Source organism: uncultured Formosa sp. (assembly GCF_947500765.1).
In the GTDB taxonomy this organism is placed as follows: Bacteria; Bacteroidota; Bacteroidia; order Flavobacteriales; family Flavobacteriaceae; genus Formosa.
Genome location: NZ_CANMTH010000003.1, coordinates 516,329 through 542,131, shown reverse-complemented (window position 1 = coordinate 542,131; position 25,803 = coordinate 516,329). Strand labels below are relative to the sequence as shown.

At 33.6% G+C, this 25,803-nt stretch carries 23 protein-coding genes; 13 read left to right on the top strand and 10 right to left on the bottom strand.

Translation table 11 applies throughout. The annotated features are described in order from the left end of the window. Positions 1-286: 286 nt before the first annotated feature. From Q1B05_RS08680 to Q1B05_RS08660, 5 genes are all read left to right on the top strand, one after another. The gene (locus Q1B05_RS08680) at positions 287-592 is read left to right on the top strand and encodes a hypothetical protein (protein WP_299779666.1); all 306 of its coding nucleotides are present in this window, start codon (positions 287-289) and stop codon (positions 590-592) included. Then, on the top strand, positions 571-1,704 hold the full coding sequence (locus tag Q1B05_RS08675) for an HTTM domain-containing protein (protein ID WP_299779664.1): 1,134 nt from the start codon (positions 571-573) through the stop codon (positions 1,702-1,704). Before Q1B05_RS08680 ends, Q1B05_RS08675 begins: the two co-directional genes overlap by 22 nt. Then, positions 1,701-2,843: an ATP-grasp domain-containing protein gene (locus tag Q1B05_RS08670; protein WP_299779662.1), complete on the top strand. Its 1,143-nt coding sequence runs from the start codon at positions 1,701-1,703 to the stop codon at positions 2,841-2,843. The genes Q1B05_RS08675 and Q1B05_RS08670 overlap by 4 nt, the downstream gene beginning before the upstream one ends. A 387-nt stretch (positions 2,844-3,230) precedes the next feature. Next, complete coding sequence (locus tag Q1B05_RS08665) at positions 3,231-4,208, top strand: AAA family ATPase (protein WP_099569358.1); 978 nt, start codon at positions 3,231-3,233, stop codon at positions 4,206-4,208. Between the two features lie 3 nt (positions 4,209-4,211). Then, positions 4,212-6,683, top strand: a complete 2,472-nt coding sequence (locus tag Q1B05_RS08660) for a S8 family peptidase (protein WP_299779659.1) — start codon at positions 4,212-4,214, stop codon at positions 6,681-6,683. A 562-nt stretch (positions 6,684-7,245) separates the two neighbouring features. Here Q1B05_RS08660 and Q1B05_RS08655 read toward each other — a convergent pair. Next, complete coding sequence (locus Q1B05_RS08655; protein ID WP_299779657.1) at positions 7,246-8,250, bottom strand: sugar kinase; 1,005 nt, start codon at positions 8,248-8,250, stop codon at positions 7,246-7,248. A 158-nt stretch (positions 8,251-8,408) separates the two neighbouring features. Between Q1B05_RS08655 and Q1B05_RS08650 the strand changes: the two genes are divergently transcribed. The 6 genes from Q1B05_RS08650 (at position 8,409) to Q1B05_RS08625 (ending at position 13,395) form a co-directional block, all read left to right on the top strand. Then, positions 8,409-8,987 (top strand): TetR/AcrR family transcriptional regulator, encoded by a 579-nt coding sequence (locus Q1B05_RS08650; RefSeq protein WP_299779655.1) that lies wholly within the window; start codon positions 8,409-8,411, stop codon positions 8,985-8,987. Positions 8,988-9,016: 29 nt separating this feature from the next. Then, on the top strand, positions 9,017-9,649 hold the full coding sequence (locus Q1B05_RS08645) for an NAD(P)H-dependent oxidoreductase (RefSeq protein ID WP_299779653.1): 633 nt from the start codon (positions 9,017-9,019) through the stop codon (positions 9,647-9,649). A gap of 11 nt (positions 9,650-9,660) precedes the next feature. Beyond that, positions 9,661-10,659 carry an NADP-dependent oxidoreductase gene (locus Q1B05_RS08640; protein WP_299779651.1) on the top strand — a complete coding sequence of 333 codons (999 nt, stop codon included), beginning with the start codon at positions 9,661-9,663 and terminating at the stop codon, positions 10,657-10,659. 118 nt (positions 10,660-10,777) lie between these two features. Beyond that, complete coding sequence (locus Q1B05_RS08635; RefSeq protein ID WP_299779649.1) at positions 10,778-11,428, top strand: peroxiredoxin-like family protein; 651 nt, start codon at positions 10,778-10,780, stop codon at positions 11,426-11,428. 86 nt (positions 11,429-11,514) lie between these two features. After that, positions 11,515-12,675: an iron-containing alcohol dehydrogenase gene (locus Q1B05_RS08630; RefSeq protein ID WP_299779647.1), complete on the top strand. Its 1,161-nt coding sequence runs from the start codon at positions 11,515-11,517 to the stop codon at positions 12,673-12,675. A gap of 42 nt (positions 12,676-12,717) precedes the next feature. Beyond that, on the top strand, positions 12,718-13,395 hold the full coding sequence (locus Q1B05_RS08625; protein WP_299779645.1) for a type 1 glutamine amidotransferase domain-containing protein: 678 nt from the start codon (positions 12,718-12,720) through the stop codon (positions 13,393-13,395). A 247-nt stretch (positions 13,396-13,642) separates the two neighbouring features. On the opposite strand, the gene Q1B05_RS08620 is transcribed toward Q1B05_RS08625, so the two are convergent. Continuing rightward, a complete protein-coding gene (locus Q1B05_RS08620) occupies positions 13,643-14,761 on the bottom strand; it encodes a DEAD/DEAH box helicase (RefSeq protein ID WP_299779643.1) in 1,119 nt (372 codons plus the stop codon). A gap of 111 nt (positions 14,762-14,872) precedes the next feature. Here Q1B05_RS08620 and rlmF point away from each other — a divergent pair, with 111 nt between their 5' ends. Next, a complete protein-coding gene (gene rlmF / locus Q1B05_RS08615; protein WP_299779641.1) occupies positions 14,873-15,748 on the top strand; it encodes a 23S rRNA (adenine(1618)-N(6))-methyltransferase RlmF in 876 nt (291 codons plus the stop codon). Positions 15,749-16,068: 320 nt separating this feature from the next. On the opposite strand, the gene Q1B05_RS08610 is transcribed toward rlmF, so the two are convergent. Continuing rightward, positions 16,069-17,622, bottom strand: a complete 1,554-nt coding sequence (locus tag Q1B05_RS08610; RefSeq protein ID WP_299779639.1) for a DEAD/DEAH box helicase family protein — start codon at positions 17,620-17,622, stop codon at positions 16,069-16,071. A 321-nt stretch (positions 17,623-17,943) separates the two neighbouring features. Between Q1B05_RS08610 and Q1B05_RS08605 the strand changes: the two genes are divergently transcribed. After that, complete coding sequence (locus Q1B05_RS08605; protein WP_299779638.1) at positions 17,944-18,753, top strand: DUF1853 family protein; 810 nt, start codon at positions 17,944-17,946, stop codon at positions 18,751-18,753. 92 nt (positions 18,754-18,845) lie between these two features. Here the strand turns inward: Q1B05_RS08605 and Q1B05_RS08600 are convergent, their stop codons facing one another. From Q1B05_RS08600 to thiC, 7 genes are all read right to left on the bottom strand, one after another. Continuing rightward, positions 18,846-19,901: a HesA/MoeB/ThiF family protein gene (locus tag Q1B05_RS08600; RefSeq protein ID WP_299779636.1), complete on the bottom strand. Its 1,056-nt coding sequence runs from the start codon at positions 19,899-19,901 to the stop codon at positions 18,846-18,848. 16 nt (positions 19,902-19,917) lie between these two features. Then, positions 19,918-21,030 (bottom strand): 2-iminoacetate synthase ThiH, encoded by a 1,113-nt coding sequence (thiH, locus tag Q1B05_RS08595; protein ID WP_299779634.1) that lies wholly within the window; start codon positions 21,028-21,030, stop codon positions 19,918-19,920. A 3-nt stretch (positions 21,031-21,033) separates the two neighbouring features. Beyond that, entirely contained in the window at positions 21,034-21,807 is a 774-nt protein-coding gene (locus Q1B05_RS08590) for a thiazole synthase (RefSeq protein WP_299779632.1), read from the bottom strand. After that, positions 21,800-22,459, bottom strand: coding sequence for a thiamine phosphate synthase (gene thiE, locus Q1B05_RS08585; RefSeq protein ID WP_299779630.1), 660 nt, complete (start codon positions 22,457-22,459; stop codon positions 21,800-21,802). The genes Q1B05_RS08590 and thiE overlap by 8 nt, the downstream gene beginning before the upstream one ends. Further along, on the bottom strand, positions 22,456-23,217 hold the full coding sequence (locus Q1B05_RS08580) for a hydroxymethylpyrimidine/phosphomethylpyrimidine kinase (RefSeq protein ID WP_299779627.1): 762 nt from the start codon (positions 23,215-23,217) through the stop codon (positions 22,456-22,458). The genes thiE and Q1B05_RS08580 overlap by 4 nt, the downstream gene beginning before the upstream one ends. A 23-nt stretch (positions 23,218-23,240) precedes the next feature. Beyond that, the gene (locus tag Q1B05_RS08575) at positions 23,241-23,828 is read right to left on the bottom strand and encodes a thiamine phosphate synthase (RefSeq protein WP_299779625.1); all 588 of its coding nucleotides are present in this window, start codon (positions 23,826-23,828) and stop codon (positions 23,241-23,243) included. Between the two features lie 80 nt (positions 23,829-23,908). After that, a complete protein-coding gene (gene thiC / locus Q1B05_RS08570) occupies positions 23,909-25,765 on the bottom strand; it encodes a phosphomethylpyrimidine synthase ThiC (protein WP_299779623.1) in 1,857 nt (618 codons plus the stop codon). Between the last annotated feature and the right edge of the window lie 38 nt (positions 25,766-25,803).

The window sequence follows — 25,803 nt, the reverse complement described above, 5'->3', positions numbered from 1 at the left end:
TTTAAAAACTTTTTACACCTACCATGCAGGAGTAAAGCGCCATATTAAACATGGATATAATACTCTTAATTTCAAATATTTACGAAATCTTTTAATGCCATTTGAAAGATTTTTACAGCATTCACTGGGTTAAAAGAAAGGTTTTAACGCTATAAATTCACGTTATAACGATTTTTTAAGCTTATTTCCGTGTAAAGTCCAGTATTTCATTAAATTAAATAAATAGACTGACCAAAATCACACCTAAATGAAATTTAGATATGCCATTGGCATCCTCTTTCTGCTATTGCAAGTAGGTTCTATTGGATATGCCCGATTTATTCCCGAACGTTATTTTTGTTGGGCGCCTTACGATGAGCATACGTACTATACTATTTCTGTAAAGATCAATGGTCAGTTACTTTCAGAACAAGACATCAAAAAACGGTACCACTACCAAGCGGTTGGTTGGGAACCTAGAGCTATTGATAATGTTTTTAGTTTAATACGACAGTACGAGACTCGCAACCGCATAGAAGATCATGCCGAAGTGCAAGTGATTTACCGTACAAATGGTCATGACGAAAAGGTATGGAGTTTTTCGAAAAAATAAATACACTTACCACATCGGTATATTTTCCATTGCGAGTAACAAATACCGCAATGCTACCTAATATTTTATTATTATGTAAGCTCGCTTTTATCATGCTTTGCTTGTATGGTTTTGTGGGGAAAATGGATGATCCGTATATTCCTTTCTTAAAAGTATTTGACAACTTTCATGTCATCCCCAATGTCTATAAAGTCATGTCTCAAATTATATTTGTAACGGCCGGTGTGTTGTTGTTATGTAATGTTAGGGTCAGAACCATGGCTTTTCTATTGGGATTAATCACCTTATTGGTTTTACTCTCTTCAAAACCTATTTTTAGGAATCATCTGTTTATTTTAGGCTGTTTTTTCTTATTGGCCGGATTGTCTAATCGGCTGCACGATCCTTGGTTACTCTATATTCAATTTGCATTAATATACATTGGAGCGGTAATAAATAAAACCCCTCAATTAGATTGGTGGACTGGACAATTTATGGATAATTGGTTGCGGGTTGCGCGCGAGAATCAGACTTATATTACCATTGCTTCATGGCTGCCAGATTTAATGTTTGCAAAGCTTTTGTCTTGGAGTTCTATGTGTCTTGAATTCACTATAGCCATCTTAATTTTAAATAAGAACACACAAAACATTGCAGTATGGGCCATTCTTATTTTTCACACCTTATTGTATACCCTAACCATTCATCGTTTTGGTCATTTTTATGAAGATATAGTTTTAGGACTGCTCATTTTTTTAGATTGGCCCAAAGACAAGCTATTGGTGGCACTAGATGATAACCAATTTAAGACCTTAAAAAAGGCATTGGTTAGCCTTAATTTTAATAGACACATACACTGGAGCCCTGATGCCCCCAAATTAGAAAGGCATTGGTTTGAAATACGAATTTCAGATAAGGTTGCCTACAATTGGAATGGTATTCGTACATTTTTATTATACAGTAGTAATTTTTATATCGTTCTGTTTGGGTTAGATTTTTTCATCCGTTATACCATGCGCTTGCTGTTTAATAATGAAATTATGCATATCACGCAAATTGTAGTCACTTGGGCGGGTATCTTATTTTTCCTTCCAATGCTGTGGAACGCACTAAAAACTAAAAGGCAATCATGAAAAAAAAAGATGTTATATCACTATTAATTCCTGATGGAGAAAACCTTTTAGCCATCCCTGTTATTAATTGTCTGTCCACTTCTAAACAATATAAAATCTATCTGATTTCGAGTTTAGAATACACTCCAATGCGCTTCTCCAGGTATGTAGATCATTTTTCATATGTGCCAAAACCTAAAAATGATGACGCATGGGTTACTATTATTGATAAGGCGGTAGAAGCTCACGATATTGATTTTATTATGCCCGTATCTGAAGGAGGGATTAGAAAATTTATAGCGCACAAGCATCAATTAAAAGCCTCTGAAAAATTAATGTTGGTTACAGATTTGGCAACTTTTGATACGGCCAACAATAAAGCCTTATTATCTCACCATTTAAACACGCATAAAATTCCACATCCTAAATCGTGTTTAGTCTCTCATATGTCAGAATTAGATACCGTTAAAGCTTTACATTTTCCCATAATCAGTAAGCCCACAGTAGGGTATGGAGGAGGTAATCATATACATGTTTTTCAGGATATGGCTGCTTTTAAAAATCACTTTAAAACCAACACCTTTTTAGGCACACACATTATTCAAGAATATATAGTAGGCTACGATATAGATTGCAGCGTATTGTGTAAACACGGTGAAATTTTAGCATACACCATCCAGAAAGGGGTTGTTAATGGCACATCTGATTTTGCACCGGCTTATGCCCATGTATTTCTCCAAAAGCCCAAGTTATTTGCCGTTGTCCAAAAGCTTATGAAAACGCTTAATTGGTCTGGTATAGCACACGTAGATTTGAGATTTGACGTAAACACTCAAGACTTTAAAGTTATAGAGATTAACCCCAGGTATTGGTTGTCGTTAGAGGCGTCGTTGCATGCAGGTATTAATTTTCCAGACTTACATTATAAGCTTAGTATAGGACAAGCTTTTACAGCACCAGAATGTAATGCATCTACTTATTACAGTTTAACAGGTATAAAATTAAAAGTAAAACAAGAAAAGGGTGTTTTATTTAAGTGGACTTTTTTAAAAACCGATACCGCTTTAAAGTTTTTTATAAAAGACCCTATTCCTGTAATTTACAAGTTTTTTGCTCTAAGATTAGGGAATAGTAATTCGGTACATAATTTTGAGGATTGATTGTGATTAATTATAAAATAAACTACTAAAACATAATTAACTTGACATCATTACTAACGCTATAAGTCTAAAGCCGTTATATCTGCGATTATGTCAAATAGCGCTGAAATGCGCTATTGCGTTAATTGTTATAATATGTTCTATAATGTTCTGCGTTATGTTACTTTGCTTTGGTAAAAAGCGAAAGTTGTTACTTCAGTTTCTTTAAAAAATTTATTCTCAAAGTTTCTTCTGCAATGCTAATGGAACACTTTTTATGCGACGACGTAGTAGGGTAGTGGAATGTGTGTGGAATTATTAATAAATTTAATTTTAAAATTGCACTATAACATAATTAATTGATGAAACTTTTGTATATTTTTACGGCGAATAGCATGATAATATAAAATGGCAGCTGCAGAACAAATAAAAAGTCTAATTAAATCTTTTAGTGATGGAGATGATTCTCGATTCTATGCTACTGCAATGCAAATAGCTGCAGCAGAGGCAAGAAAGGGTCGTCAAGAACTAGCTGAAGAGCTAAAGAAGCTAATTAAAGATTCTAAAAAGTCTAAACTTGATGTTGGAAGTCTAAAAAACTTACCAGTAAATGCTGCTCAAAAAGAGTTGAATGATTTATTAGAATTTACAAGACCTAATGACAAATTGAAAGATATGGTCTTAAATGATAAACTAAAAAAAATCATAATCAGAATTTTAGATGAGCAAAAGCAAATTGAAAAATTAAGACAGCATAACTTATTTCCAAGAAAAAAATTACTTCTTACAGGACCACCTGGTTGTGGTAAAACAATGACTGCAAAAGTATTATCAAATGAGTTGGGAATACCTTTATTTGTTATTAGACTTGATGGTCTTATAAGTAGATATATGGGAGAATCTATTGCTAAACTTCGTTTAGTTTTTGATACAATGAAAGAGTTTAGAGCTGTTTATTTATTTGATGAATTTGATAGTATAGGAACAACAAGAAATCATGGTAATGATGTAGGAGAAATAAAAAGAGTTTTGAATAGTTTTCTTTTACAAATCGAAAAGGATGAGTCAAATAGTTTAATTATTGCTGCTACAAATATGCCAGAAAATCTTGATGAGGCACTTTTTAGAAGATTTGATGATATTATTAATTATCCACTACCAACAGAAAAACAAATTTATCAATTTTATAAAAGAGAATTAAACAAAAAGTTATCTGATTCAGATAATATACTTCTAAATCTATCCAAAAAATCTATTGGACTTAATTTTTCGGACTTAAAACGAGTTTGTGAAGATTTCCTGAAAAATATTCTTATTTACGGAGAGGAAAAATCTAATTTAGAATTTATAACTGAAATAATAAATTCTAGAAAAAAGCCTTTCTAATAAATGTCAGATTTAAATCATATTCGTCTAAATGGATACACTTCTTCATTTCCATATAGTACACATGGAGGTGGAGGTTTCAATTTAAAACCTAGAACAAATAGGCAACAGCACGGAACACATATACAACAATCATTTAATCATGCTGTTACCGAATTTTCAGAAGGAGATGCTGATTATGAATTTGTATATATTGAATTTGAATCAGCTGTTAATTTTGAACTAACATTTGATAGGTTTGAAAATGCTGGAGATAACATTAGATTAGCTTCATGTAAAGCCATATTTACTAACGATGTTGATGGACAAGAACAAGTTGTATATAAAATTGCAGTTTATTTAAACAAAAGAGCTGTTTCTAATTTTCTAACCAAGATTGAACAATATTTATCCGAAGACACCTCTGGTGGAAATCCACGTAATCAAAATTTAATTTCAAACATTGAAAACATTAGAGCAGCAACTCTAGAAAGTTTTTGGCAAGAACCTGAAATTGATTTCCCGTCAGCAGGTCAAGATGTTTGGTGGGAGGTTTGGTATAGTAATGTAGGTAGAGAAGAAGTTTTATCATCTATTAATTCTTTGAGCGATAATGGACTTATAACAAACGAAAGAATATTAGAGTTTCCAGAAAACATTGTTGGTTTAATAAAAGGAACACCTGAACAATTGGCAAGAACTTTATTATACCAAAATAATTTAGCTGAATTAAGAAAGCCAATTGAAACTTCAGATTTCTTTACAAATTTGGATAAAACTTGGGAAGGTGAGTTTATTGACGATTTAAAAGATAGAATTAATAATGAAATTGATCACAGTAATGTAGTTGTATGTCTTTTAGATTCTGGTGTCAATAGAACTAATCCTCTTTTGGAAGATTTAATTCCTGCAAGGAATTTGGATTCTATAAATCCAGAATGGACAACAGCTGATTCATACAGGCATGGTCATGGAACACCAATGGCAGGTATCATTTTATATGGTGATTTAAATGAACCATTAAGTAATACTGGAATTATTAACATAAAAAATAATGTTGAAAGCATAAAAATTATAGATGCTAGTACAGCAAATGATCCTGATTTATATGGAAAAATTACATTGGAAGCCATTGCAAGCGCAGAAGTAATAAATCCATTTTCAAAAAGAATAGTATGTTTAGCTGTAACAGCACCAGATAATAAATATTTAGGTAGACCTTCTTCTTGGTCTGCTGCTATAGATCAAAAATTATTTGGTACTATAAAGGAGAGAAACGATAATACATTAGTTCTAATATCCGGAGGTAATTTACCCTTAAATGATAGATTAAATTATCCAATATCTAATGAAGATTTTTCCGTTGAAGATCCTGCTCAATCATTTAATGCAATTACAGTTGGTTCATTTACAGAGAAAGACAGGTTAAATGTTCAAGAATTCCCTGGAGCAGAGTTATTAGCACAAAGAGGTCAAATGTCACCTTGTAATTCTACTTCTTTAAAATGGAATAAAAGATGGCCTCGTAAGCCAGATGTTGTATTTGAAGGTGGAAATGACGGAATATTTAATTCAGGCATTCTAGATCATGATTCATTAAAACTTTTATCAACAGGTGTAGGAGGTGTAGGAAGATCATGGTTAACAACATTTTCCGATACAAGTGCATCAGTTGCTTTGGCTTCAAAATTTGCTTCTGAATTATATCAAATGTATCCAAATTATAAACCTGAGACAATAAGGGCTTTAATTATACATTCAGCTGAATGGAATAGAGTGTTCGTAAATAATTCAAATATTAGTGACTTAAGTTCAGATGAAAAATGGAATCTAATATCTAAAATTGGCTATGGAATTCCAAATTTAATCAAAGCCAAGTATAGTGCTGAAAATTCGTTGACAATGATAGCAGAAAGGTCTTTAAGACCTTATAAATACGAACAAAATAGAGCTAAAACAAATGAGTTTCATCTATTTGATTTACCTTGGCCTAGTGACATATTAACTGATTTAGCAGAGACGAATGTTAAATTAAAAATAACATTGTCATATTTTATTGAGCCAAATCCAGGAAATAGAAGATACGCAAGTGATCAATCATATAAATCACATGGATTGAGGTTCAAAATGATAGATAGAAATGAGAGTTTAAAAATGTTTAAAGCTAGAGTAAGTAGAACTCTTAGAGAAGAACAAGATGATTACGTACAAGAAGGTAGTGAAAATTGGTTATTAGGTAGTAAAGTTAGAGATAAAGGAAGTATTCATAAGGACATATGGGAAGGTTCAGCTGCAGATTTAGCATTGAGAAATAAAATAGCTATCTATCCAATTGGAGGTTGGTGGAAAAACCGAAAAAAGCTAATGAGATATAACTCCGATGTTGAATATAGTTTAATAGTTTCTATTGAAACAGAATCCACAGAAGTTGATATTTACAATAATGTTTTAGCTCAAATTCCTGTTCCTGTTAGTATTCCAATATCAAATGAATAGGTAATTCTTAAGTATAGGATAATTGTGTTATAAATAAATTGCAATAAGCAATTTGATTTTATAAAACAACCGAGCGCTTGGTAGCGGCTATTTTACATAACGGCTAATTATAGATACAAATGTTTTTTACACGCTGCGAAGCAAACCGCTTAATAGTTTAATGACCCAAGTTCCAATTATTCTAATGAAAACGAATGCTTCTGGGATATTTTACATAATAGAAAATTATAGCTACACATTAATAAATACAACTACGAGGCCACAATTAATTTGACATAATCACTAACTATATAAAACACTTGAGTGTTATTTATATCTGTGATTTTAACAAATAGTGCGAAATGTTTTATAAATGTAATGTTTTCGTTAATTATACGTTGAACTAAGAATCCACAATTTACTTGTACATAATTACTACCGATATAAAACACTTAGGTGTTGTTATATCTGCGATTATGTCAAATAGCGCTGAAATGCGCTATTGCGTTAATTGTTATAATATGTTCTATAATTTATATTATGTAAAATAGAAAATTAAGAGTACTCTCGTACCCTTTTGGTTTTAGCGATTAACACGTCCGCCAGAATTTCCAGATAATAAATGTTCTACATCTTCAACTGTGGCATAATTTATATCGCCAGGAAATGTATGTTTTAATGCACAAGCTGCTGTTGCAAACTCCATGGCTTTATAATCGTCAAAATTTAATAGTCCATAAATAATTCCAGCTGCAAAGGCATCGCCAGTTCCAATACGATCTACAATGTGTGTAATTTCAATAAATTCGGTTTCTTTAAATTCGTTACCATTCCACATGCGGCCTTTTATTTTTTGCCAAGATGCGTTTATAGACACTCTAATCTTGTCAAAAACTTTTTCAACGTTCGGATATTTTTCAATTATGGCTTTACTTGCAGCGATAAAATCTTCATTATCATAGCCATATTCTGTCCCTAGTATTTCATTAATTTCATTAACACCACCAATAAAAATGGTTACATATTGCATTAAATCCTGAATGGCATCTTTGGCATCTACACCATATTTCCATAAACCACTTCGGTAAGTTGGATCTGATGAAACCGTAATCCCTTTTGCTTTAGCAGCTTTTAAGCCTTCTTTTAATGTCTCGTAAGCGCCTCTGGATAAGCCCGGTGTAATGCCTGTCCAATGAAACCAATTTCCTTTAGCTAGGGCTTTATCCCAATCTACCATATCCGGCGTCACTCCAGAAAACGCAGAATTAGAACGATTATACACTATAGTACTGGGACGCATTACCGCACCAACCTCTAAGAAATACATGCCTAAAGCTCGGTTTGTTCTATAAATATCTCGGGTATCTACATTGTACTGTCTTAAATACCCAATACAGGTATTTCCAATAAAATCGTCTGAAATACAAGAAATGTGTTTTACTTTATTTCCAAAATTAGCCAAAGAAATAGATACATTAATCTCGGTACCACCAAAATAATATTCTAATAAATTGGTCTGTTTCATCTTTTTATTTCCCAATGGGGACAGGCGCATCAATACTTCGCCAAAGGTTACTATTCTGTTCATTTTAAAAAGTTTGTTTTGTTTTTTTAGATAAATATATGGTATTGTTTAAATAATTAAAATGTTTACAATTGATAATTACGTTAAACTCATCTTAAATACATCCATAAAAAATGAATGTTTATTCTTTTATTGTATCTTTGAACTCTAAAATAAGCAAAATGACAGTTTTAAAAAAGAGTGAAGTTAAACGTGCAGCATTGGTTAAAGCTACCATTAATTTGGTGAATAATCAAGGGTTTCACGCTGCTCCTATGTCTAAAATTGCGAAAATGGCTAACGTATCTCCTGCTACGATTTATTTGTATTTTGAAAATAAACAAGATATGATTAATCAAGTATACAAAGAAGTTAAAGCAGAATATGTGGCTTTTGCTTTTGAAACCTTTAAAGATGATTTGTCTGTAGAAGACGGATTTGAATTGGTTTGGAGACGTATGGCAAAATACAAATTAGATGATATTGAAAAAGGGTTTTTCTTATCGCAATGTGAAAACACACCTATGATTGATGTAGAGAGCAGACAAGAAGGCGTTAAAAACTTAGCTCCCCTACTCGACTTATGGGATCGTGGTATTGCACAAGACATTATAAAACCCCTATCGCATCATTTACTTTATGCTTTTAGTATTTACCCTTTAGCTTTTTTATTAAATGCACATAAACGAGGCGATTTTAAAATTACAAATACACATTTAAACGACGCTTACCAAGCCGCTTGGGCAAGCATAAAAAAATAATAAATAACAAGATTCAAAAAATTAAACCTATGGAATTATTAGATAAATTAAATTGGAGATACGCTACTAAAGCGATGAATGGAGATGTCGTTTCTGAAGATAAAATAGATCGTATATTAGAAGCTGCACGTTTAGCACCAACATCTAGCGGATTGCAACCTTTTGAAATTATTGTAGTTAAAAATAAAGATATAAAAGCACAAATTAAGCCTGTAGCTTGGAATCAGTCTGTGGTAACCGACTGTTCTCATTTATTAGTTTTTGCCGCTTGGGATACCTATACCGCTGAACGTATTAACGACGTTTTCGATCTTACAAACAGTATTCGTGGTTACGAGAATGAAGGCTTTGAAGCTTACAGACAAATGTTGTTAAGTACGTACCCACAAAAAGATGCCGAAGAGAATTTTACGCATGCCGCTAAACAAGCCTATATCGCATTTGGAATGGCTATCGCTCAAGCAGCTTACGAAGGTGTAGATGCTACGCCAATGGAAGGTTTTGATCCTGAAGCAGTAGATAACATCTTAGGATTAAAAGAAAAAGGCTTACGTAGTGCCATTTTATTACCTCTTGGGTATAGAGATGAAGCTAATGATTGGTTAGCAAACCAAGTAAAAGTGAGAAAAAGTAAAGCAGATTTAATTACAGTAATAGACTAAAACATAAGATTATGAATCAGACCATATTATTAAAAAGTAGACCAGAAGGTACACCTACATTATCAAATTTTGAATTTCAAAAAGACGATAAAACATTAAGTCCTTCTGAAGGTGAAATACTATTAGAGGCTAAGTATATTTCTGTAGACCCCTATTTAAGAGGTCGTATGAGCGATGCAAAATCGTATGTACCACCATTTAATTTAAACGAACCAGTTGCATCTGGTGTTGTTGCAGAAGTTATAGCATCTAAACACGATACTTTTAAAACAGGTGATTTTGTTTCGGGTATGTTAGCTTGGAAAACCCAACAAATTTCTAATGGAGACGGATTAACAAAAGTGAGTGCAGAATTGGCACCGCTGAGCGCCTATTTAGGTGTGTTAGGAATGACGGGATTAACGGCCTATTTAGGATTACATGAAATAGGAAAGCCTAAAGCAGGAGAAACCTTATTAGTTTCTGGAGCTGCAGGTGCTGTAGGAAGTGTTGTGGGACAAATAGGTAAACTATTAGGACTTCGGGTTGTAGGTATTGCCGGTACCGATGAGAAAGCAAACCTTTTAAAAAGCGATTTTGGTTTCGACGAGGTGATAAATTACAATACAACTACCGATATGTTACAAGCTATTAAAACGTCGTGTCCAGATGGTGTAGATGTGTATTTTGATAATGTTGGTGGTACAATTTCAGACGCAGCATTATTCAGTATTAACCGTTTTGCACGTATTATTATATGTGGCGCTATATCGGTATATAATAAAACAGAAACACCTACAGGCGTAAGTGTACAACCCTTTTTAGTTAAAAACAGTGCCTTAATGCAAGGTTTTATTGTGTCTAATTATGCTGATAAATTCCCAGAAGCCATGACACAATTATCTGAGTGGTTAGCAAAAGGCCAATTAACATACAGAGAAACTATTGTTGAAGGTTTTGAAAATACTCCACAAGCTTTTATTGATTTATTCAGTGGAAAGAATACAGGTAAAATGATTGTAAAAGCTTAAAATTAAAAACATCATTATGCTTTTATTATAGTCTTTCTGAACTTACTTTTGGGTTTTAAATACTGAAACAAGTTCAATACGACTAATAAATTAAGATGTCGCTAATTAAAGGAATAAAATGAAAAACTTAAAAGAACAAACTGATGCTAAAATAGCAGAAGGACGATTAAAAAATCCTGACTTTATGAAAGGGGTTGATGCAGTAATTGAAGAAGCTAAAGCTTTTGAACAAGGAGCAAACGCCATAAAAGTTGGAGAAAGAGCACCAAAATTTAAGTTACCCAACGCTAGAGGTAAATCTGTTTCCTTAGAAAACTTACTAGAAAACGGTCCTGTAGTCATTACATTTTATCGTGGTAATTGGTGTCCGTATTGCAACTTACAAATTAGAGCATTACAGGATATTTTAAGCGAAATTCATGAGTTGGGTGCAAACTTAGTCGCTATCAGTCCACAAGTACCAGATGAGAGTTTGACAAAAGATGAAATTAGTAAAATGGATTTTGGTGTATTGTCTGATCAGGATGCGAAAGTCGCTTTTCAATATGGAGTGGCCTGGGAAGTTCCTGAGTTTTTAGCAGAACACATGCGTGTAGATCGTGGATTAGATTTAGAAAAAATCAATAATGGTAATGCTACGATGTTGCCCATTCCAGCGACGTTTGTTTTAAATCGAGATGGTGTTGTAAAATGGAGTTTTGTTGATGTAGATTATAGAACACGGGCAGAACCAAGTGATATTATTACAGCATTAAAGCATTTATTTTAACACTTTAGTTAAGACGCCATTATACTTAAAGAATACATATTTTAAAAAGAATAACTAGGATTAAACATATAATAAAATCAAAAGTCATGAACAATTTTGAATTTAAGAATCCGACTAAAATTATTTTCGGTAAAGACACTATCGCAAAATTAGCCGACGAAATCCCTTCAGATGCTAAAGTATTGGTACTTTATGGAGGAGGAAGTATTAAAAAAAATGGTATTTACGATCAAGTAAAATCGGCATTAAAGGGTATTGAATACATTGAGTTTGGTGGTATACCTGCCAACCCAGAATATTCGGTATTACTAGACGCTCTTAAAGTTATAAAGGATAATGCAATTACCTATTTATTAGCTGTTGGTGGCGGATCAGTTATTGATGGTACTAAATTTTTATCGGCTGCCGCTTTATACGAAGGAGATACACCTTGGGATATTTTAACAGGAGGAAAACCGACATTAAAAGGTATGCCTTTTGGGGTTGTATTAACCATGCCTGCTACAGGTTCTGAAATGAATTCTGGTGCTGTAATTACGAATAAAGAAACAAAAGAAAAGTTAGGAATGGGCGGCGCAGGATTATTTCCAGTGTTTTCTATTCTAGATCCGCAAGTGATTACTTCTATTCCGCAGCGTCAATTAGTTAATGGTATTACCGATGCATTTACACACGTTTTAGAACAGTATATGACGTATCCAGCCGGTGCCTTGCTTCAAGATCGTTTTGCAGAAAGTATCATGCAAACGTTATTAGAAGTCGCTCCAAAAATATTGAAAGACGCTTCAGATTATGATGCGGCTTCTAATTATATGTGGAGTTGTACTATGGCCTTAAACGGTTTAATTCAGAAAGGTGTGCCTACAGATTGGGCTGTTCACGCTATGGGACATGAACTTACAGCATTATATGGTATTGATCATGCAAGAACTTTAGCCATTATAGCACCTAGTCATTACCAATATAATTTTGAAGCTAAAAAAGAAAAATTAGCACAATATGCAGAACGTATTTGGAATGTTACTGAAGGCACTTTAGAAGATAAAGCTTACGCTGCCATTGAAAAAACGGAACATTTCTTTAACCAAATGGGTATAGAAACTAAATTATCTAAATACACAGATACGTACGAAGGCACTGCCGAAATTATAGCCAAACGATTTACAGATCGTGGTTGGTTAGGTTTGGGCGAACATAAAAGCTTAAAACCCGCAGATGTTGAAAGCATAGTAAGAATGGCTTACTAATTTGCTTTAGACCTCTGTATTATTAACTTAAAAAAATAAAAAATGAAAATATTATTTGTTTTAACATCACACGATACCTTAGGAAATACAGGTAAAAAAACTGGATTTTGGGTTGAAGAATTTGCTAGTCCATATTATACTTTATTAGATAAAGGTGCTCAAATTACTATAGCCACTCCAAAAGGAGGACAAGCACCAATAGATCCAACAAGTGATACTCCTGATGCGAGTACAGCAGCTACAGAACGTTTTAAAAAAGATACAGAAGCACAAGAAAAAATTGAAAACACTTTAGTGTTAGCAGATGTAAAAGCGAGCGATTTTGACGCTGTATTTTATCCAGGCGGTCATGGACCACTTTGGGATTTAGCAAACGATAAAAATTCAATTCAATTAATTGAAGATTTTAATACTGCACAAAAACCAATCGGATTTGTATGTCATGCACCTGCCGCTTTAAAAGGTGTAAAAAATGCAGACGGTACACCTTTAGTACAAGGGAAAACTGTAACTGGATTTTCAAATTCTGAAGAAGCCGCAGTGCAATTAACAGATGTTGTGCCGTTTTTAGTTGAAGATATGCTTAAAGAAAATGGCGGAACATACTCTAAAGGAGATGATTGGAGTGTACATGTATTACAAGATGGTAATTTAATTACAGGACAAAATCCTGCATCGTCAGAATTAGTTGCAGAAAAATTGTTAAGTAGTTTAAATTAAAAAATTGTTTTTACCCCTTAGCTAGTTTATATAAAAAGAGCCTTCAATCTAATTCAAGATTGAAGGCTTTTATATTTTTATGAGTGCTCGTCTTCTTTATACTGTCATTCAGAACGGAGTGAAGAATCTCATCAATAGAATATAATACATGATTAGATTCCTCCTACCCTCGGAATGACATCAAAACTCAAATCATCAATCGAAATTTAATGCATGACGCTTACAACATGCATCAATAGATAAATAACTATATAGAGATCTCTTTAAATTTAATACCCAATTCTTTATCAATTTCGTGAATACGTTTCAATTCACTTCCTAAAATTAAGGCAATAGATTGTCCTGTTTTTCCTGCACGCGCTGTACGTCCGCTTCGGTGTGTATAATATTCTATTTGTTCTGGTAATTGATGGTGTAATACAAATGCTAAATTGTTAACATCAATTCCTCTAGCAGAAACGTCTGTAGAAATTAAGACCTGTATATTTCCTTTTTTAAAGGCACGCATTACTTTATCGCGATCGCGTTGTTGCATATCCCCTTCTAGGGCTTCAACAGAACACCCTTCTGTTTTAAGAAACTCGGTTAAACTTTGTGTCCCTGCTTTTGTTCTACAAAAGATAATACCACGATCGTCTGGTCTAGCATCTAAAAGATCTAGAATAACGTGTTGTTTTTGCTCTATTGTTGTTGTAATATAGTTATGTGAGATGTTTGCATTTACAAGTTCATCTTTATTTATAACCACACGAACGGCTTTTGGAGACATATAATTGTCTATAATTTGCTTAATTCCAGCAGGAATTGTAGCCGAAAATAACCACGTGTTTTTAGAACGAGGGGTATGATCTAAAATTTTAGTCAATTCATCTTTAAAGCCCATGCTTAGCATTTCGTCTGCTTCATCTAAAATGACTGTATTTACTTTTCTAAGATCGATAACTTTACGATCTAACAAATCGTTTAAACGACCAGGAGTTGCTACTATAACATGTGTTGTACGTCTTAAGTTCTGAATTTGAACATCAATTTTTTCACCACCATAAACCCCTTCAACAAAGATTTTGTTGTCGCAATATTTAGTAAACTTAAAGAGTTGTTTTTTTATTTGTTGAACCAATTCTCGAGTTGGCGCTAAAATTAAAGCTTGCACATGATTTGATTCTGGTTTTATATTTTGAAGTACAGGTAAGCCAAAAGCGGCTGTTTTTCCTGTTCCTGTTTGTGCTAATCCAATAAAATCTGTTCCGGATTGTAATAAAACAGGGATTGCTTTTTCTTGAATTTCGGTAGGGAATTTAATGCCTAATTCTTTTAAAGCAGGTATAAATTGTTGTTCTACACCTAAATGTTTAAATGTTGCCATAATGTATGTTTCTATTTGCAAAGGTATACTAAATTAAAGTGCGGTCTAATACAAATTTCGATTTCTGAATTGTTGCTTATATTTAGTTTATCTTTGTCGTAAATTATATCTATGCACACTAAAAATAAGCATAAAAAATCATACGATTTTGAAGCATTAGTACAAGCACATCCTAAATTAGGAGCGTTTGTATTTACAAGTCCTTTAACCAAGCAAAAAACCATTCATTTTGAAAAAAGTGATGCTGTTTTCCATTTAAATAAAGCCATTTTAATTGCCGATTACGATTTAACAGATTGGAGAATCCCGAAAGGGTATTTATGCCCGCCTATTCCTGGTCGTGCCGATTATATTCATCATATTCATGACTTATTAGAAGTTGAAAAGCTTACCGAAAATGTAAAAGGTTTGGATATTGGTGTTGGAGCAAATACCATCTACCCTATTTTAGGAGCGCAAATTTACAATTGGAACATGGTAGGTTGCGATACAAGTGTTAGTGCTGTAGAAAGTGCAAAACACAATGTAGGTTTAACTCCTTCTTTACTTAAGAAAATAGATATTAGACTTCAAGCTGATCCTGCTAATATATTTGAAGGTATTATTAAAGTTGGCGAAAACTTTACATTTACCATGTGTAATCCGCCCTTTTTTGGATCTGAAGAAGAAGCCACACGTACTACAAAACAAAAACTTAAAAACCTTAAAAAATCGGGTCCAGCAGAATTAAATTTTGGAGGACAAGCTCATGAGTTATGGTGTAATGGTGGTGAAGCGTTATTTATTAAACGTATGATTAAGCAAAGTGTAGCGTTTAAAGATCAAGTACACTGGTTTACAACATTAGTGTCTAAGCAAGAAAATTTAAGTAAGCTTAAAAAGCAACTAGATAAATTAAAAGCGACACATAAAACCATTTCTATGGAACAAGGAAACAAGAAAAGCCGAATTTTAGCTTGGACTTTTAAAGAAGAAGTAGCGTCTTAAAAAGATCTAGAATAAAATATAAAATGCGTATTCAGTTATAATTGAATATGCATTTTTTGTTTTATACTTAACATGAATGGTTATCGAGCGAAGTCGAGATATGCTTTAGTAGAGGCTTTCGACTCCGCTCAAGCACCTTATAAGGATGATTAAGAAATCAACTATTACAGAGATTAGAGATACTGAATCAAGTTCAGTATGACGTGTATAACTAAAAATGTCCTTCAGTATAAATTGAAGGACATTTTTATATGAAATATGTAAGAATCAAGTCTATATTCTTTGCTCTAACAGCAAAGCGGTCTTAAGTCTAAAAAAAACTAGTCTTCTGGAGGAAAACCATTGATTTCTTCAAATAAGTCATCAAAATTTTCACGAATATAAGCCCGTAATTTTTTACGATAATCTTCTCGTAACCATTCTACAAAATTAAACGTACTTTTACTAATACATTTTGTGTAGCGTTGTATGCGGTAATCGATATCGTCTCCTAGTTTTTTAGCTAAATCTAGGGCATCGTACATGTCTTCGCTATTTTCTGTACAAATATATGCATGATGACGAATCGAGCGTTCTAAAACCACTTTAGATGATTCTCCTTTTCTAATAGAATCTATATAGGTTTTTTTAACATCGAAATATACAGAGTTCGATTTACTAAATTCGGCACGGAGTTCGTCTGGCATTTCATACCTGAAACTCTCTTCTAATTCTTCATCACTCATAATTCCATCTAAATAGAAATTAGGAGATCTAAATATTTTTTGCCAATCTAAATCTGCTCCCCAAGGTCCAAAACGATGAAAGTTATTACCTAAGTCGATAACATTAAATTTGGATTTATTTTTTAAGATACGAGACCCACGACCAATCATTTGGTAGTATAAGGTTAACGATTTTGTTGCCCGATTTAGAATGATAGAATCTACAGTAGGCTCATCGAAACCTGTAGTTAAAATACTAACAGAAGTAAGAATAGCATCTGGAGTTTCTTTAAACCACTTTAATATTTTTTTACGTTCACTTTTTGTGTTGGTATTATCTAAATGCGCTACATTGTAACCAGCTGCTCTAAAGGTATCGTATACATGTAAGGACGTATTAATACCATTATTAAAAATAAGTGTTTTCTTATGTTTAGACCGTTCTTCGTAGGCCTGAATTAATTTACCAAGCATATCGCTATTGGTGTATAAATCTTCTGAAGATTTTACGGTATAATCACCATTTGCACCAACCACTAAAGAGGTTAAACCAACATTATAAGAATAGACTTCGGCACGTGCTAAGAATTCGTTTTCTATTAAAGATTGAATGGTTTCTCCAACGATTAATTCGTTGTAGTTATCATTCATAGGTAATTTAATATTAGAACTTAACGGTGTTGCTGTTACTCCTAAAATGAAAGACTTTTCAAAAAACTTAAATAATTTGGTGAATGAATTGTAATGCGCTTCATCAATAATAATTAAACCCACATCAGAGATGTCTAATTTTCCATCATTTAACCTATTGTTTAAGGTTTCTACCATCGCCACAAAACAACTAAAATCTGCTTGATCCTCTAGATTTGCTTTACTATGAATCACTTTATTAGACACACCAAATTCGGTTAACATACCCGAAGTTTGTTTACATAATTCTATACGGTGCGTCATAACAAGCACCTTTTTATTATGATGTTTTAAGTATTGTCTTACAATTTCAGAAAAGATAACAGTTTTTCCTCCACCTGTTGGTAATTGATATAATAAATGGTAATCTTCTGGAGCTTCTTCAAAACATTGAAATATCTTGTTTATGGCCCCTTGTTGATAACTATATAAATCTTTTCCGGCGTTTCTTTCTGCTATATCTGAAGCTTTAACTGACATTTTATATTAACTTTTAAGGAATGCAAAAATAAGGCCTTTTCTATCCTTTTTATGCATGATTCTTTAGAAATTATTAAAAACCGGCCAATTATTGCTATAAACACAACAATGACAGTGTTTTGTCTAAAAAACTATAAAAATGTTCTAAAAAACTTAATAAGATTTATGACAAAAAAAATGAAAATATAATAGGTTTTTTACTTATTTATAGTCTTATTATATGTACACTGTATTTCTTTTTAATGCCTGCTGGTGCTAAGATAAATATCTGTTAAATCCTTCCTATTTTGTTACTTTTATAAATTGTAAAATAGATAATAAATGCGTGCTATTGATAAACCATATATAGGGTATTTAAATACACCGGTACTTTGGACAGGCACACCACATGGTTTAGATATTAAACAATTTGTGATGCCTAAACATGCAATGGCAACTTGTAATTTAACTGTTGAAGGACAGTTACGGTTAGGGAAACTAGTAGAACGTTTTGTTGCCTATGAACTGAATCAGGATGACAATATTGAAATTCTAATTGAGAATATTCAAATTCAGCAAAACAAACGCACTTTAGGCGAATTAGATTGTATTTTAAAACAAGCTGATCAATTGGTTCATTTAGAAATCGTGTATAAGTTTTACCTATACGATCCCGAAGTTGGAACAACAGAATTAGACCATTGGATTGGTCCGAATAGAAAAGATTGTTTGATTGATAAATTAACGAAGCTAAAAGACAAGCAATTACCATTATTGTATAATCCTGAAACCAAAAAGCACCTCGATCTATTACATATTTCTTTAAAAAACATGGTGCAACAGGTCTATTTTAAAGCACAATTATTTGTGCCTTATGGGCTTAAATCTCCCCGCTTTAACGTTTTAAATCCGGATTGTATTCAGGGATTTTACATCTCTTACAAGGCCCTTGATTTGTTTAAAACATGTAAGTTTTATATGCCAAAAAAAATAGATTGGTTATGTGTTATAGAACCCCAAATACCTTGGGAGACTTACACGAATTTTAAAAAGCTAATAATGCCATTAATGATAAGAAAAACAGCACCTTTATGTTGGGTTAAGCATGCTAATGGTTTAACTGAAAAATGCTTTATAGTATGGTGGCTATAAAGCATTTTTTAGGGCTAAACCGATAAGATTTTTAAGTTGTTAGTCTTCCGATTTTTCTTGCATAATGGCAGAGATAAATAAGAAATAAAAATTTAAATAGGTTGTTGTAATCCGTCTTTTAAATTGTATAATTTATTCTTTATTTTTAAGGTTTTTAATAGTTCTATTGCCTGAACACTTCTTTTTCCAGACTGACAATACACTAAAATAGGTTTCTTAGTTTCAATTTCAAAATAACGTTCGTTAAGTTCTTTAAGCGGTATGTGGTAATCGTGAGATAAATGAAACATACTATGTTCTTTTTGAGTTCTAACATCTAGCACAAATAAATTGTCTTTATGTTTTAAATACTCGTCGAACGTTAACGATTTCATTGACGTATTAATATTAAAATCTTCATCTACATCGGCAATGTAAGTCACATGAGAATGTACTGTTTTTTCGTAAGTTAAAATATTCTGGCTCATGCTTAAGGCATTAAAGACTAACAGTTTTCCTGTAAGCACTTCTCCTATTTCGCAAATCATTTTAATAACTTCATTCGCTTGTAATAACCCAACAATTCCGGGTAAAACACCTAATACACCAGCCTCTTCACAGTTTAAAGCATCTTGAGAAGGTTTTGGGAATAAACACCTGTAAGTTGGTCCGTTTTTATAATTGTAAACCGTAACCTGACCTTCGAATTTAAAAATAGATCCGAAAACCACTGGTTTTTCACTTAATACAGCGGCATCATTAACCAAATAACGGGTGTTGAAATTGTCTGTACCATCTACAATAATATCATATTGTTTGAATAATTTAATGGCATTAGACTTGCTTAAATGCTCTATATAAGATTTGAATTTCACAAACTTATTAAGCTGTTCTAGCTTAGAAATAGCACAAGACACTTTAAATTTACCAATGTCGTTATAACCATATAGCACTTGACGTTGTAAGTTGGTTTGATCTACACTATCAAAATCAATAACACCAATGGTACCAACACCTGCTGCAGTTAAGTATTGTAAAATAGGGCAACCTAAACCACCTGCTCCAACTACTAAAACTTTAGCCGCTTTTAATTTATTCTGCCCTTCTACGCCTATGTCTTCTAAAGCTAAATGACGCTTATATTGTAAATGTTCTTCTTTATATAACATGTTGTAAATTTAATAATTATTGCCAATTGTTTTCCCAATCTTTCCAAACAACTTCTAATCCTTTTGATTTTAATACTTCGGTGAATGTTTCTGTAGAACGTTCATCTGAAATTTCGAATTGCTCTAACGATTGTTTTTCAACAACATAGCCTCCTGGATTTGTTTTAGATTCTGCACTTATGGATGTGATACCTAAATTTACAATATGATCTCGAAATAATTCACTTTCTCTAGTAGACATTGATAATTCTAAATCTTCGTCTAATAATCTGAAAGCACAAATAAGCTGAACTAAATCACGATCGGTCATTTCAACTTTGGGTTCTAATCCGCCTGAGAATGGTCGTAAACGCGGAAAAGACATTGAATATTTTGTTTTCCAATATGTTTTCTGAAGGTATTTAAAATGAAGTGCTGTAAAGAAACTATCTGCACGCCAATCTTCTAGGCCATATAAACTTCCTAGTCCTATTTTGTGTACACCTGCTTTGCCTAAGCGATCTGGAGTTTCTAAACGGTAATCGAAATTAGACTTTTTTCCTTTTGGGTGATGTTTTTTGTACTCGTCTCGATGGTACGTTTCCTGGTATACTAAAACGGCATATAAGCCGTTTTCAATTAATAATTCGTATTCGTCTTGATGCAACGGTTGCACTTCAATACTAATGTTAGAAAATTCTGAACGTATAAGAGAGATAGCATGTTTAAGATACGCTACGCCTACTGTGCGATTTGCTTCACCGGTTACCAATAAAATATGGTCGTAACCTTTTGATTTTAAAAAGGCCGTTTCTCTTAAGATTTCAGCATCCGTTAAGGTTCTACGCGGAATTTTATTCGTCATACTAAATCCGCAATATGTACAAATATTTTGGCATTCGTTACTTAAATACATGGGCGCATACATTTGTATGGTATTTCCGAAACGCTTTTTTGTAATTTGCTGACTCAGTTGCGCCATATCTTCTAAATATGGTGTTGCAGCAGGTGAAATTAAAGCTTTAAAATCTTCTAAATCACGTGTTGTTTTTTCTAAAGCATGACGTACATCGCTTTCCGTTTTACTATAAATACCTTTTAACGTATTGTCCCAATCATATCGATCTAAAACTGTTTTAAAAGTGCTCATTGCCTAGTTGTTTAAAAAACTTGTTAACGGACTACTGGCTTCTGCAGTGCGCTTTAATGGTGCTAATTTTGCATTATAAGCTATGCGTCCAGCCTGAACAGCAAGTTTAAAAGCTTTTCCCATTGCTATTGGATTTTGAGAGACCGCAATAGCTGTATTTACAAGTACAGCATCTGCACCTAATTCCATAGCGAATGCGGCATGCGAGGGACTCCCAATACCAGCATCTACAATAACCGGAACATTGCTTTGAGCAATAATAATCTCTAAAAATTCTAATGTTTTTAATCCTTTATTACTTCCAATAGGTGCACCTAAAGGCATGACACATTGTACGCCAACATCTTCCAGACGCTTACATAATACAGGGTCTGCATGAATATATGGCATAACCACAAAACCTTCTTTAACTAACATCTCTGCCGCTTTTAAGGTCTCAATAGGATCTGGCAATAAATATTTAGGATCGGGATGAATTTCTAATTTTACCCAATTGGTATGCAATGCTTCGCGAGATAAATTTGCAGCAAAAATAGCTTCTTCAGCAGTTCTTACGCCAGATGTATTTGGTAATAGATGTATGGATGGGTTGTTTAAGTGAGCTAGTATATCATCCTCTTTATCAGTTGTATTTACTCGTTTTAAAGCCACAGTGACTAGCTCGCTTTCTGAAGCCATAATAGCATCACGCATTGTTATGGAGTTACTAAATTTTCCAGTTCCTGTGAATAAACGTGAACTAAATGTTTTGTCTGCAATAGTTAATTGATCATTCATCATCGTCTTTTTTATCCATTTTATACACTTGCTCTTGAGTACTTGGTCCGTTTAAAATTTTATTAAATGCACTAATGGTATTAAAATCCTTAGAAATATCTGTAGATACAGCTATGCCGTATATTCCTGTATTAACAAGTTCAGAAACATCGTTTAATGTAATACCTCCAACAGCAATAATTGGAGTTTCAGATTGTAATTCCGTTATTATATTTTTGTAAGAAGCAGTTCCTAAAACGGGACCTAAATTAGACTTTGTTGTTGTAAATCTGAACGGACCTAATCCAATATAGTCTATGTTTTTTGCAATAAGATTATTACAATCTTCTAGCGTATTTGCTGTACCGCCAATGGTATACCATTTACCTAAATACTCACGTACTTCTAATGGGCAACCGTCATCTTTTCCTAAGTGTACACCATCTGCATTTACGGCTTTGGCTATTTTATAAAAGTCGTTTATGATTAATCGTGTTTGAAAATGCATGGTAATTTCTCTCGCTTTTTTTGCAGTATCTAAAACCACATTTTCATCGTAGTTTTTCATTCGTAATTGTATCCAATCTGCTCCTGCAGAACATGCTGCTTGAACATATTCTAAATGCTGTTCGGCAGTGGTTCCTTGTGTGATATAATGTAATTTGCTAATCATAAGTATTTGTAATTATGTGTTCCTAATAAGGAATTATTCGAGTTTAAGAACTGTTCGGTGTATTGTTTTGCTAATCGGCAAGCATCTTCTAGCTCCATTTGTTTTGCGAAATTAGAAGCTAATGCCGCAGCGATAACACAACCACTTCCATGTTTTTCATGAATGTTGTGTACACCTGGCCTAAAATTAATTTGAACAATGCCACTATGGTAAATTTCGTCCCAACCTTTTTTGTCGGCACGATGTCCACCTTTTAAATAAATATTTGTTTTTTCTGAAATAAACTCAATGGTTTCTGAGATGGATTTATTTGGTAATAAATTCTGAATTTCATCATAATTAGGAATAATAAAATAACATTTATCTAAAACGCTATTGAACGTTTCAAAATCTGAATTGGTATGGAAATCAAATCCTGAACTTGCTTGCATTATAGGATCTAAAATGATTTTTATATTGGGGTTTAATTGTAATAATGTGTCTACAACATTTGAAAGTACCTGCCAAGATTCTATAATACCAATTTTAACAACATCGATAGTAAAGCGCTCGAACAACGTTTGAATTTGTTTAATTACTACAGATTCGTTAATCCAAATACAATCCTTAAAATTTATGTCGTTTTGTACCGTTACCGCTGTACAAACCGATACCCCATATAATCCATGTGCCTCAAATGTTTTAATATCGGAAGTGATTCCGGCTCCACTCGACGGGTCGAGTCCCGCTATTGTAAGAATATATGTTTTATTATTCATTCTAATTAAGTAAATTCAAGATATTATAAATACTGCTTTTGCATGTTATTAAATGTTTCCATAGGACTTTTGCTATTCCAAATACCACCTAAAACACCAACACCCTTATATCCTAATTGTTTAAAGGCTTCAATGTTCGAATCGGTAACACCGCCCATACCAATAACGATTTTATCGATATGATTGACATCAAATCCGCGACCTTCATACCCTGCTTTTGAAATGGATGAAAACACCGGACTCAACAAGTGGTAATCAAATTCAAAATAACAATTTTCAAGCTCTTCGGGTTCATGAAAGGAAGAACTGATGGTTTTTCCAAACATGTTTAAGCCTTTAAAATACTGTCCAGGATTGTCTATATGCTCGATGCGTTTTTGTTCTTGAAAATGAATCCCTTTTAAATTGAACGTATTTACTAATTCATGAAAATAATGTACTACAATTCTGTTATGATATTGCGTATCTATCTGATTTAAATACGCCACATGTTCCTCAAGCGTTTTGCTTGGTTTTCTTAAATGATAATACTGTAATCCTGCTTCAAATAACTGATGTAGGGTTTCAATTTCATTTGGTGAATCGATTTCTGGTGCTATAAGTATAATCATGATCTCATAATAGTTAAAAGTGAATACTTAGTAATGCAAGTCAAGCCAATGCTGACTATACATTACTAAGTAAATATGGTTTAAAGATACACTTCACTCCCTTTATTTTTGAATTCTTTCGATTTTTCTTCCATGCCTTTTACAAACACCTCGTCTCCTCTAATTTCGTTTACGGCTGCAAAGTCTCGGACTTCCTGAGAAATTTTCATCGAACAGAATTTAGGTCCGCACATCGAGCAGAAATGTGCAATTTTAGCACCTTCTGCAGGCAGTGTTTCGTCATGATATTCACGCGCTAATTCAGGATCTAAAGCCAAATTAAATTGATCTTCCCAACGGAATTCAAAACGCGCTTTACTTAAGGCATCGTCGCGATGCTGCGCACCGGGATGTCCTTTAGCTAAATCTGCTGCATGTGCTGCTAATTTATACGTCACTACACCGGTACGTACATCGTCTTTATTTGGTAATCCCAAGTGTTCCTTAGGTGTTACATAGCACAACATGGCGCAACCAAACCAACCAATCATTGCTGCTCCAATACCCGAAGTAATATGATCGTAACCTGGTGCAATATCTGTAGTTAACGGACCTAAAGTGTAAAAAGGTGCTTCTTCGCAGGCTTCTAATTGCTTGTCCATATTGGCTTTAATCATGTGCATTGGTACGTGTCCAGGTCCTTCAATAAAGGTCTGTACATCGTGTTTCCATGCAATTTTAGTCAGTTCGCCTAAAGTTTCTAATTCTGCAAATTGAGCTTCGTCATTCGCATCGGCAATACAACCTGGGCGTAATCCATCGCCTAATGAGAAAGCTACATCGTAGGCTTTCATAATCTCACAAATCTCTTCAAAATGCGTGTAAAGAAAACTTTCTTTATGATGTGCTAAACACCATTTTGCCATGATAGAACCACCACGAGACACGATACCTGTAATGCGTTTTGCCGTCATAGGTACATAACGTAAACGGACGCCAGCGTGAATGGTAAAATAATCGACACCCTGTTCGGCTTGTTCAATCAATGTATCACGGAAAATTTCCCACGTTAAATCTTCAGCCTTACCATTTACCTTTTCTAGCGCTTGATAAATAGGCACAGTTCCTATTGGTACTGGCGAATTACGGATGATCCATTCTCTGGTTTCATGAATGTTTTCTCCAGTTGATAAATCCATAATATTATCGGCGCCCCAACGACATGCCCAAACCGCTTTTTCAACTTCCTCTTCAATACTCGATGTCGTGGCTGAATTCCCGATATTGGCATTAATTTTCACAAGGAAATTTCGACCAATAATCATCGGTTCGCTTTCTGGGTGGTTTATATTTGAGGGTAATACGGCGCGACCACGAGCGATTTCTTCTCGCACAAATTCGGCTGTAATTTTCTTCGGAATAGACGCTCCAAAATCTTGTCCCTTATGTTGCTCAGACAAACGAATGGCTTCATCAATTTTCTGATTTTCACGAATGGCCACATATTCCATTTCTGGAGTGATAATTCCCTGTCTGGCATAATGCATTTGCGATACATTTTTCCCTGGTTTTGCACGTAATGGCTTTTTCAGTTCAGAAAAACGTAAATGATCTAGTTCTGTATTTTTCAAGCGTTCATTACAGTACTTTGATGAAAACGCATCTAATTGTTCTACATCTCCACGTTTTAATACCCAAGGCTCACGCATACGTTCAATACCTTTATGTACATTAATCGTTTTGTCTGGATCGGTGTATGGTCCAGAGGTATCGTAAATGGTAATGGCTTGATTTGGCGTTCGTGTTTTAGTGATAGCATCTACAGTATCACTTAGCGAAATTTCTCGCATAGCCACTTGTAATTCAGGAAATAACGTGCCTTGAACATAGATTTTTTTAGAACTAGGAAACGGGTTTCTGGTCACACCCTTTTGTGGTGCAGTGTCTTTTTTCTTCATGGTTATTCATTAAATTAAAGTGCAGGTACAGTGTATCT

Excerpts from the sequence above, each read along its gene's own strand:
- Q1B05_RS08675 (WP_299779664.1), top strand. The coding sequence starts at position 571 with ATGGAGTTTTTCGAAAAAATAAATACACTTACCACATCGGTATATTTT.
- Q1B05_RS08670 (WP_299779662.1), top strand. The coding sequence starts at position 1,701 with ATGAAAAAAAAAGATGTTATATCACTATTAATTCCTGATGGAGAAAAC.
- Q1B05_RS08665 (WP_099569358.1), top strand. The coding sequence starts at position 3,231 with ATGGCAGCTGCAGAACAAATAAAAAGTCTAATTAAATCTTTTAGTGAT.
- Q1B05_RS08660 (WP_299779659.1), top strand. The coding sequence starts at position 4,212 with ATGTCAGATTTAAATCATATTCGTCTAAATGGATACACTTCTTCATTT.
- Q1B05_RS08655 (WP_299779657.1), bottom strand. The coding sequence starts at position 8,250 with ATGAACAGAATAGTAACCTTTGGCGAAGTATTGATGCGCCTGTCCCCA.
- Q1B05_RS08650 (WP_299779655.1), top strand. The coding sequence starts at position 8,409 with ATGACAGTTTTAAAAAAGAGTGAAGTTAAACGTGCAGCATTGGTTAAA.
- Q1B05_RS08645 (WP_299779653.1), top strand. The coding sequence starts at position 9,017 with ATGGAATTATTAGATAAATTAAATTGGAGATACGCTACTAAAGCGATG.
- Q1B05_RS08640 (WP_299779651.1), top strand. The coding sequence starts at position 9,661 with ATGAATCAGACCATATTATTAAAAAGTAGACCAGAAGGTACACCTACA.
- Q1B05_RS08635 (WP_299779649.1), top strand. The coding sequence starts at position 10,778 with ATGAAAAACTTAAAAGAACAAACTGATGCTAAAATAGCAGAAGGACGA.
- Q1B05_RS08630 (WP_299779647.1), top strand. The coding sequence starts at position 11,515 with ATGAACAATTTTGAATTTAAGAATCCGACTAAAATTATTTTCGGTAAA.
- Q1B05_RS08625 (WP_299779645.1), top strand. The coding sequence starts at position 12,718 with ATGAAAATATTATTTGTTTTAACATCACACGATACCTTAGGAAATACA.
- Q1B05_RS08620 (WP_299779643.1), bottom strand. The coding sequence starts at position 14,761 with ATGGCAACATTTAAACATTTAGGTGTAGAACAACAATTTATACCTGCT.
- rlmF (WP_299779641.1), top strand. The coding sequence starts at position 14,873 with ATGCACACTAAAAATAAGCATAAAAAATCATACGATTTTGAAGCATTA.
- Q1B05_RS08610 (WP_299779639.1), bottom strand. The coding sequence starts at position 17,622 with ATGTCAGTTAAAGCTTCAGATATAGCAGAAAGAAACGCCGGAAAAGAT.
- Q1B05_RS08605 (WP_299779638.1), top strand. The coding sequence starts at position 17,944 with ATGCGTGCTATTGATAAACCATATATAGGGTATTTAAATACACCGGTA.
- Q1B05_RS08600 (WP_299779636.1), bottom strand. The coding sequence starts at position 19,901 with ATGTTATATAAAGAAGAACATTTACAATATAAGCGTCATTTAGCTTTA.
- thiH (WP_299779634.1), bottom strand. The coding sequence starts at position 21,030 with ATGAGCACTTTTAAAACAGTTTTAGATCGATATGATTGGGACAATACG.
- Q1B05_RS08590 (WP_299779632.1), bottom strand. The coding sequence starts at position 21,807 with ATGAATGATCAATTAACTATTGCAGACAAAACATTTAGTTCACGTTTA.
- thiE (WP_299779630.1), bottom strand. The coding sequence starts at position 22,459 with ATGATTAGCAAATTACATTATATCACACAAGGAACCACTGCCGAACAG.
- Q1B05_RS08580 (WP_299779627.1), bottom strand. The coding sequence starts at position 23,217 with ATGAATAATAAAACATATATTCTTACAATAGCGGGACTCGACCCGTCG.
- Q1B05_RS08575 (WP_299779625.1), bottom strand. The coding sequence starts at position 23,828 with ATGATTATACTTATAGCACCAGAAATCGATTCACCAAATGAAATTGAA.
- thiC (WP_299779623.1), bottom strand. The coding sequence starts at position 25,765 with ATGAAGAAAAAAGACACTGCACCACAAAAGGGTGTGACCAGAAACCCG.